The organism is Falsiroseomonas sp. RANM36 (assembly GCF_056682175.1).
Genome location: NZ_JBWXTD010000003.1, coordinates 543,155 through 550,499 on the forward strand (window position 1 = coordinate 543,155; position 7,345 = coordinate 550,499).

Here is a 7,345-nt window from a genome sequence, read left to right on the forward strand (position 1 = left end):
CCCGCGCCGCCTTGGCCCCCCCCCCCTCCGCTGGGGGGCACCCGGGCGGGGCTTCCGCCGCGACGCCAAGAGAGAGGGAGGATGCCCCGCATGACCTGGACCGAGAGCCTTCGCTACCCCGACCCCGCGATCCGCGCGCTCGACCCCGCCTTCAAGCGCTATCACCTGCCGCTGAGCTCGGTCGAGCGGCTCTGGACCGGCAGCCGCTGGGGCGAGGGGCCGGTTTGGCTCGGCGATCTGCGCTGCCTGCTCTGGTCCGACATCCCGAACAACCGCGTGCTGAAATGGGAGGAAGAGACGGGCGCGGTCAGCATTTTCCGCAAGCCGTCGAACAACGCCAACGGCCATACGCGCGACCGCCAGGGGCGCATCGTCGCCTGCGAGCATCAGGGACGGCGCGTGGTGCGCCACGAATACGACGGCGGCATCACCGTCATCGCCGATCGCTTCGAGGGCAAGAAGCTCAACAGCCCCAACGACGTGGTGGTGAAGAGCGACGGCAGCATCTGGTTCACCGATCCGCCCTTCGGCATCGGCGGCTTCTACGAGGGCGAGCGGCATGTCGCGGAACTGCCGCACACCAATGTCTATCGCGTGGATGGCGCGACGGGCGCGATCACGCTGGTTGCCGACGACATCAACCACCCCAACGGGCTCGCCTTCAGCCCCGACGAAAGCATCCTCTACATCGTCGAGAGCCGCAGCGAGCCGCGCAACATCCTGGCCTATGACGTGGCGGGCGCCACGCTGCGCAACCGCCGCGTCTTCATCGCCTGCGAGCCGGGGGAGACGCCGGACGGCTTCCGGGTGGATGTGGACGGAAACCTGTGGTGCGGCTGGGGCATGGGCGGGCCGGGGCTGGACGGGGTGAAGGTGTTCAACGCCGCGGGCGCCCCGATCGGCTTCATCGACCTGCCGGAACGCTGCGCGAATGTCTGCTTCGGCGGACGGCACCGGAACCGCCTGTTCATGGCGGCGGCGCATTCGCTCTACGCGCTGTTCCTGAACACGCAGGGCGCGCCGGGGGGCTGAGGCGCTGAGGCGCAACATCCCCACCCCGACCCTCCCCCGTTGAACGGGGGAGGGAGAAGAACGCGGGTCAGCCCCGCACCGGCTCCAGCCCCGCCGCGGCCAGCACATGGTCGGCGAGCGCGAGCGAGGCCGTGAGCCCTGGGCTCTCGATGCCGAACAGGTTTACGAGGCCCTTAACACCGTGCACCGCTTCTCCCTGCACCACGAAATCCTGCGCCGGCGCGCCGGGCGGGACGATCTTCGGGCGGATGCCGGAATAGCCGGGCTCCAGCGCGCCATCCGGCAGCTCCGGCCAGTAGCGACGGATCGCCGCGTAGAAGCTGTCGCCGCGCCGCGGGTCCACGGCGTAGTCGATGCCTTCCACCCACTCCACATCCGGCCCGAAGCGCGCACGCCCGCCGAGATCGATGGTCAGATGCGTGCCGAGGCCGCCCGGCACCGGCACGGGATAGATCAGCCGGCTGAAGGGCGTGCGGCCCGTCAGCGTGAAGTAGTTGCCCTTGGCGAAATACGCGGGCGGCACATGCTCCGCCGGCATGCCCACGATATGCCGCGCCAGCGCCGGCGCATGCAGCCCGGCGGCATTCACCACCAGCTTCGCGCGCAGCCGCATCGGCTCCGCGCCGCCGACATCCAGCTCGATGCCCGCATCCGTCGCGCGGCCGGCTGCGACCGGCGCGTGGACGGCGAAGATGGTGCCGGCATGCTCCGCCTCGCCCTGCAGGGCGAGCATGAAGGCGTGGCTGTCCACGATGCCGGTGGAGGGCGAGAGCAGCGCCGCCGTGCAGTGCAGCGCCGGCTCCAGCGCCAGCGCCTCCGCCCGCGTCAGCAGACGCAGATCGTCCACGCCATTCGCGGCGGCGCGGCCGCGGATGCCTTCGAGCTTCTCGGCTTCCTCGGCATCGGTCGCGACGATCAGCTTGCCGCAATTGCTGAAGGGCACGCCGCGCTCGCGGCAGAAGCCGTAGAGCCGCCACTTCCCTTCCACGCAGGTGCGGGCGATCAGGCTGCCGGCCTTGTAGTAGATGCCGGCATGGATGACCTCGCTGTTGCGCGAGGAGGTCTCGGTGCCGATGCCCTCCGCGGCCTCCAGCACGAAGACTTCGCGCCCGGCCAGCGCGAGCGCGCGTGCGACCGCCAGCCCCACCACGCCCGCGCCGATGACGACGGCGTCCAGTTCCTCCACGCGTCTCTCCCCAGTCCGGCGGCGGTGTCGTAAAGCCCGTAAGCGGCCCGCGCAATCAGCCCGGCGCGTCGCGCATCATGCGACCAAGCGCCGCCCCGAGGCGGTCCAGGTCGCGCTCCGCCAGCGCCAGCGGATTGACCACCAGCAGGCCCTCCCGCAGGCGCCCCTGGCCGACATGGATTCTTTCGGATCGTAGCACTGCCTCGGCCGCGCGGGCGTCGCGCGGGCGGACCAGCAGCAGCGGCACGGCGCCGTCCGCGATCTCGCCGACGCCGGCCGCAGCGCGCACGCGTTCCAGCGTCGCACGAAGGCGCGCGCTGCGATCCGTGTCGCTCTCCGCGACGAAGCGGCGCAGCGCGACCAGCAGGCCGACGATCTCCTCCTTGCCCGCCTTGCAGGACCGTCCGATGCCGTGCTGCGGCAGGCGCGGCGGCGCGGCGTTGCCCAGGAACTCCGGCGGCAGGCGGAACTGCGGCTCCGGCAGGTCGAGGTCCAGCATCTGCAGCAGCGCGGAGCACACCAGGTCACGCCGGCCCGCCAGGATGCCGCTGGATTGCGGCCCGCCGATCGCCTTGCCGCCGGAGAAGCAGACCAGGTCCGCGCCTTCGGCGATGAAGCGTCGCAGATTGCCCGAGGGCGGCAGTTGCGCGGCGGCGTCCACCAAAACCGGCACGCCGGCCTCTCGTGCCACGCGCGCCAGTTCGGGCAGCGACGGCTCGCTCCAGGGCTGCGCCACCCAGAACAGGCCGGCGGTGCGCGGGCCGATGGCGGCGGCGATCTCGGCGGCCGAGGCGTCGCGCACGCCGGCGCCGCTGAAGCGGTCGGGGATGCCCACTTCCACGATGCGCCCGCCGGCGACGCGCAGCGCGCGGTCGTACATGGTGCGCTGGCTGCGCGCCATGACGAAGTCGCGCCGCTCGGCCGCATCCGGCAGCGCATCCATCGCCGCGGTGTCGAGCCGCGCGAGGCAGGCCGCGGCGCCGAGCAGCAGCGCGGCGGAAGCGCCGGAGGTCACGATGCCGGCTTCCGCGCCGGTGGCTTCGGCGATCGCGCGGCTGGCCGCGGCCTGCAGCTCCATGATGTCCACGCAGGCCGTCGCAGCCTCGGCCATCGCCGCCGTGACCTCGGGCGCCATCATGCCACCGGAGAGCCGCGTGTTGGTGCCGGCCGCGTTGATGATCGGCGCGACGCCGAGCGTCTCGTAGATCATGCCGTGAGCACGCGCCGGACGGCGTCCTTCCACGCTGCGTAGCGGCGATCCGCCTCCTCACGCGGCATGCGCGGCGTGAAGCGGCGTTCCAACCGCCAATGCGCGACCGACGGGCCGGGCGGCGGCAGCAGCCCCGCCTGCAAGCCGGCGAGATACGCCGCGCCGAGCGCCGTGGTCTCCCGCACAACCGGGCGGTCCACCGGAGCGCCGAGCAGGTCCGACAGGAACTGCATCGTCCAGTCGGAGGCCACCATGCCGCCATCGACACGCAGCACGCGCTGCACGCCGGACGTGGACCAATCGGCCTCCATCGCCTCGATCAGGTCGCGGGTCTGGAACGCCACGGCTTCCAGCGCCGCGCGCGCGATCTCCGCCGGGCCCGTGCCGCGCGTCAGGCCGAAGATCGCGCCGCGCGCCTCCGCATCCCAATGCGGCGCGCCGAGGCCGACGAAGGCCGGCACGAACACGACGTTCTGCGCCGGATCCGCCTGCTGCGCGAGCGGGCCGGTCTCCGCCGCGTCGCGGATCAGCTTCAGGCCGTCGCGCAGCCATTGCACCGCCGCGCCGGCGATGAAGATCGCGCCTTCCAGCGCGTAGGTGCGCTTGCCGCCGAGCTGCCAGGCCAGCGTCGTCAGCAGCCGGTTGCGCGAGGCGACCGGCGCTTCGCCGGTGTTCAGCAGCGCGAAGCAGCCCGTGCCGTAGGTGGATTTCACCATCCCCGGCGCGAAGCAGGCCTGGCCGAGGGTCGCGGCGTGCTGGTCGCCGGCGATGCCGCGGATCGGCACGGCGGCGCCGAGCAGGGCCGGATCCGTGGTGCCGAGCTCCGCCGCGCAGTCCAGGATCTGCGGCAGCACCGCGCGCGGGATGCGGAACAGTTGCAGCAGGTCGTCGTCCCAGTCGCCGCGGTGGATGTCGTAGAGCATGGTGCGGCAGGCATTGGTCGCATCCGTCGCATGCACCCGCCCGCCGGTGAGACGCCATAGCAGGAAGGAATCCACCGTGCCGAAGGCGAGCTCGCCGCGCTCCGCCGCGGCGCGTGCTCCCGGCAGATGGTCCAGCAGCCAGGCGAGCTTCGTCGCGCTGAAATAGGGGTCGCAGAGCAGGCCGGTTTTCGCCGTGATCGCCGTCGCCGCACCGGCCGAGACCAGGCGCGCGCAATGCGCCGCGGTGCGCCGGTCCTGCCAGACGATGGCGCGGTGGATCGCCCGCCCCGTCGCGCGGTCCCACAGCAGCACGGTCTCGCGCTGGTTGGTGATGCCGATGCCGGCGACGCTGCCGGCCGCCACCCCGCCCTGGGCCAGCGCCTCCTTCAGTACGGCGAGGCTGGCGCGCCAGATCTCCTCCGGCTCGTGTTCCACCCAGCCGGGCGAGGGATAGTGCTGCTCCAGCGGCAGTTGCGCCGTGGCGCGGGGGACCAGCGCGGCGTCGTGCAGGATGGCGCGGGTGGAGGTGGTGCCCTGGTCCAGGGCCAGCAGCGCGTCCTTCATCGCATCTCCTCCACAGCCTTTTCCTGCTGATATCGGCCCGGCGTGCGTCGCGCCAGGGGCTGCGCGCGATGCCGCTGGCCTCGGCCCGGAAGGCATGGCTTCATGCGTCGCCGGGCAATCCTGCACGCGGAGTGGACCCATGCAACGCACGATGCTGGCCGCAGGCCTCGGCCTGCTGGCGCTGACGGCCCTGGCCGCCGCGCAGCCGCGGGCGCCCTATGCGCCCGGCCCGCAGAACATCGAGCTGCCATCCGACTGGCAGACCCGCTTCATCCGCTACGCAACGGTGGACAAGGCGGACCGCAAGATCATCCGCCATATGTACGTGAACCCCGAATCCTTCGCCGCCCTGCGGTCCGGGCAGCCGGCACCCTACAGCACGCTGCTGATCATGGCCGACACCCGCGCGCGGCTCGATCCGCAGGGCAACCCGCTGCTCGACACCTCCGGCCGCTTCATCCCGGAACCGGGCTGGATCGCCATCGGCGCGCAGCAGAAGGAAGCCGGCTGGGGCGCGGGCTACGGGCCGGAGTTGCGGAACGGCGAGTGGGAATACGCCGCCTTCACCGGCAGCGGCGAGCGCCGCACCATCCCGCTGAACAGCTGCTTCGGATGCCACCTGCAGGCGCGCGCCTCGCAGGACTTCAACTTCACCTACTGGGACTACGCGCAGGCACGCAGATGACCTTCTCCCTGATCGGCCGCTGCGCCCGCACCGGCCAGTTCGGCGCGGCGGCGACCACCTCCTCCATCGCGGTCGGGGCGCGCGTGCATGCGGTGGCGCCGAAGGTCGGCGCGGTGCTGACGCAGCACCGCACGGACCCACGCCTCGGCCCGCGCGGCCTCGCGCTGCTCCGCTCCGGCTGCACGGCTGAGGAGACGGTGGCGGCGCTGGTCGCCTCGACCACCGACCACGCATGGCGCCAGCTCGCCGCGATCGACGCCGCCGGGCGCACCGCGCATTTCCACGGCGCGAAGGTGAAGCCGGAATCGGGCGCCGCGCATGCGCGCGACGTGGTCGCGATCGGCAACATCCTGTCGAGCGCGCAGGTGCCGCAGGCCATGGCCGAGGCCTTCGCCGCCAGCCCGGACCTGCCGCTCGCCGAACGCCTGCTGCGCGGGCTGGAAGCCGGCGAGGCGGCCGGCGGCGAGCATGGCGATGTCCGCTCCGCGAGCCTGCTGGTCTTCGGCGAGCACGACTTCGCCCTGGTGGATTTGCGGGTGGATGGCGATGCCGCCCCCATCCCGCGCCTGCGGTCGCTCTGGACCGAATACGCGCCCCTGGTGGAGGCCTATGTCGTGCGGGTGCTCAACCCGGACGCGGCCATCGTGCTATAGCCGGCGGGCAACGATCAGCAACCCAGGGGTTTCCATGCCGGTTCTCAACCGCATCGCCGAGTTCCAGCCGGAAATGGCCGGCTGGCGCCAGGACTTCCACCAGCACCCGGAACTCCGCTTCGAGGAGCATCGCACCGCCGCGCAGGTCGCGAAGCTGCTGCAGGCCTGGGGCATCGAGACGCATACGGGCATCGCCACCACCGGCGTGGTCGGCGTGCTGCGGGCCGGCAGCGGCACGCGCTCCGTCGGCCTGCGCGCCGACATGGATGCGCTGCCGATGCCGGAGGAGACGGGCCTGCCCTATTCCTCCGTCACGCCCGGCAAGATGCACGCCTGCGGCCATGACGGGCACACGGCCATGCTCCTCGGCGCCGCGAAATACCTGGCGGAGACGAAGAACTTCGACGGCACCGTGGTCTTCATCTTCCAGCCCGCGGAGGAAGGCGGCGCCGGCGCGAAGGTGATGATGGAGGAAGGGCTGTTCAGCCGCTTCCCTTGCGACGCGGTCTATGGCCTGCACAACGACCCGACCCTGCCGCTCGGCCAGGCGGACATCCGCGACGACGTGATGATGGCCGCGGCGGATGGTTTCACCATCACCGTCCAGGGCGCCGGCGGCCATGCCGCGCGGCCGCATGCCGGGGTGGACCCGATCATCGTCGGCGCGCAGATGGTCAGCGCGCTGCAGAGCATCGTCGCCCGCCGGGTGGACCCGCTGGAGAGCGCGGTGGTCAGCATCACCCAGTTCCACGCCGGCACGGCGCAGAACGTCATCGCCGACACGGCGATGCTGAACGGCACGGTGCGCACCCTCTCGCCCGCCGTGCGCGACCTGGTTGAGGTGACGATGCGCCGCGTGGTGGAGGCGACGGCCGCCGCGCATGACGCGACCGCGCGGCTCGAATACAGCCGCGGCTACCCGCCCACCATCAATCACGCCGACCAGGCACGCCGCGCCGCGCGCGCGGCGGGGGCGGGGCGGGGGGGGGGGGGGCGGCCGCCACCCACCGCGACGCCCGCGACATGCCCGCTGTCGAGCGCCGCCGCCAGCGCCGCCTCGTCCACCAGCTCGCCGCGCGAGAGGTTCACCAG

7 protein-coding genes and 1 pseudogene are annotated in these 7,345 nt (G+C 72.4%); 4 read left to right on the forward strand and 4 right to left on the reverse strand.

Annotated features, from left to right (window positions below):
* Nucleotides 1-90: 90 nt before the first annotated feature.
* On the forward strand, nt 91-1,032 hold the full coding sequence (locus AC1MIR_RS07370) for an SMP-30/gluconolactonase/LRE family protein (RefSeq protein WP_480027534.1): 942 nt from the start codon (nt 91-93) through the stop codon (nt 1,030-1,032).
* Between the two features lie 67 nt (nt 1,033-1,099).
* Here AC1MIR_RS07370 and AC1MIR_RS07375 read toward each other — a convergent pair whose 3' ends face one another.
* From AC1MIR_RS07375 to glpK, 3 genes are read right to left on the reverse strand one after another with little or no spacing between them, the layout of a single operon-like run.
* Nucleotides 1,100-2,218 (reverse strand): NAD(P)/FAD-dependent oxidoreductase, encoded by a 1,119-nt coding sequence (locus AC1MIR_RS07375; protein WP_480027535.1) that lies wholly within the window; start codon nt 2,216-2,218, stop codon nt 1,100-1,102.
* 55 nt (nt 2,219-2,273) lie between these two features.
* Nucleotides 2,274-3,428 carry a hypothetical protein gene (locus AC1MIR_RS07380; RefSeq protein ID WP_480027536.1) on the reverse strand — a complete coding sequence of 385 codons (1,155 nt, stop codon included), beginning with the start codon at nt 3,426-3,428 and terminating at the stop codon, nt 2,274-2,276.
* Nucleotides 3,425-4,915 carry a glycerol kinase GlpK gene (gene glpK / locus AC1MIR_RS07385; RefSeq protein WP_480027537.1) on the reverse strand — a complete coding sequence of 497 codons (1,491 nt, stop codon included), beginning with the start codon at nt 4,913-4,915 and terminating at the stop codon, nt 3,425-3,427. The genes AC1MIR_RS07380 and glpK overlap by 4 nt, the downstream gene beginning before the upstream one ends.
* Nucleotides 4,916-5,054: 139 nt before the next feature.
* Here glpK and AC1MIR_RS07390 point away from each other — a divergent pair, with 139 nt between their 5' ends.
* The 3 genes and pseudogenes from AC1MIR_RS07390 to AC1MIR_RS07400 all read left to right on the forward strand — a co-directional run.
* Nucleotides 5,055-5,600, forward strand: a complete 546-nt coding sequence (locus AC1MIR_RS07390) for a cytochrome P460 family protein (protein ID WP_480027538.1) — start codon at nt 5,055-5,057, stop codon at nt 5,598-5,600.
* Nucleotides 5,597-6,253: a DUF1028 domain-containing protein gene (locus AC1MIR_RS07395; RefSeq protein WP_480027539.1), complete on the forward strand. Its 657-nt coding sequence runs from the start codon at nt 5,597-5,599 to the stop codon at nt 6,251-6,253. Before AC1MIR_RS07390 ends, AC1MIR_RS07395 begins: the two co-directional genes overlap by 4 nt.
* Before the next feature lie 73 nt (nt 6,254-6,326).
* Nucleotides 6,327-7,175 (forward strand): annotated as a pseudogene (locus tag AC1MIR_RS07400) (amidohydrolase); the annotation flags it as partial.
* 11 nt (nt 7,176-7,186) lie between these two features.
* Here the strand turns inward: AC1MIR_RS07400 and AC1MIR_RS07405 are convergent.
* A complete protein-coding gene (locus AC1MIR_RS07405) occupies nt 7,187-7,342 on the reverse strand; it encodes an NAD(P)-dependent oxidoreductase (RefSeq protein ID WP_480028720.1) in 156 nt (51 codons plus the stop codon).
* Nucleotides 7,343-7,345: the final 3 nt, after the last annotated feature.

What these genes read in the sequence shown, in the direction of transcription:
- AC1MIR_RS07370 (WP_480027534.1), top strand. Translation starts at nt 91, where the DNA reads ATGACCTGGACCGAGAGCCTTCGCTACCCCGACCCCGCGATCCGCGCG.
- AC1MIR_RS07380 (WP_480027536.1), bottom strand. Translation starts at nt 3,428, where the DNA reads ATGATCTACGAGACGCTCGGCGTCGCGCCGATCATCAACGCGGCCGGC.
- glpK (WP_480027537.1), bottom strand. Translation starts at nt 4,915, where the DNA reads ATGAAGGACGCGCTGCTGGCCCTGGACCAGGGCACCACCTCCACCCGC.
- AC1MIR_RS07390 (WP_480027538.1), top strand. Translation starts at nt 5,055, where the DNA reads ATGCAACGCACGATGCTGGCCGCAGGCCTCGGCCTGCTGGCGCTGACG.
- AC1MIR_RS07395 (WP_480027539.1), top strand. Translation starts at nt 5,597, where the DNA reads ATGACCTTCTCCCTGATCGGCCGCTGCGCCCGCACCGGCCAGTTCGGC.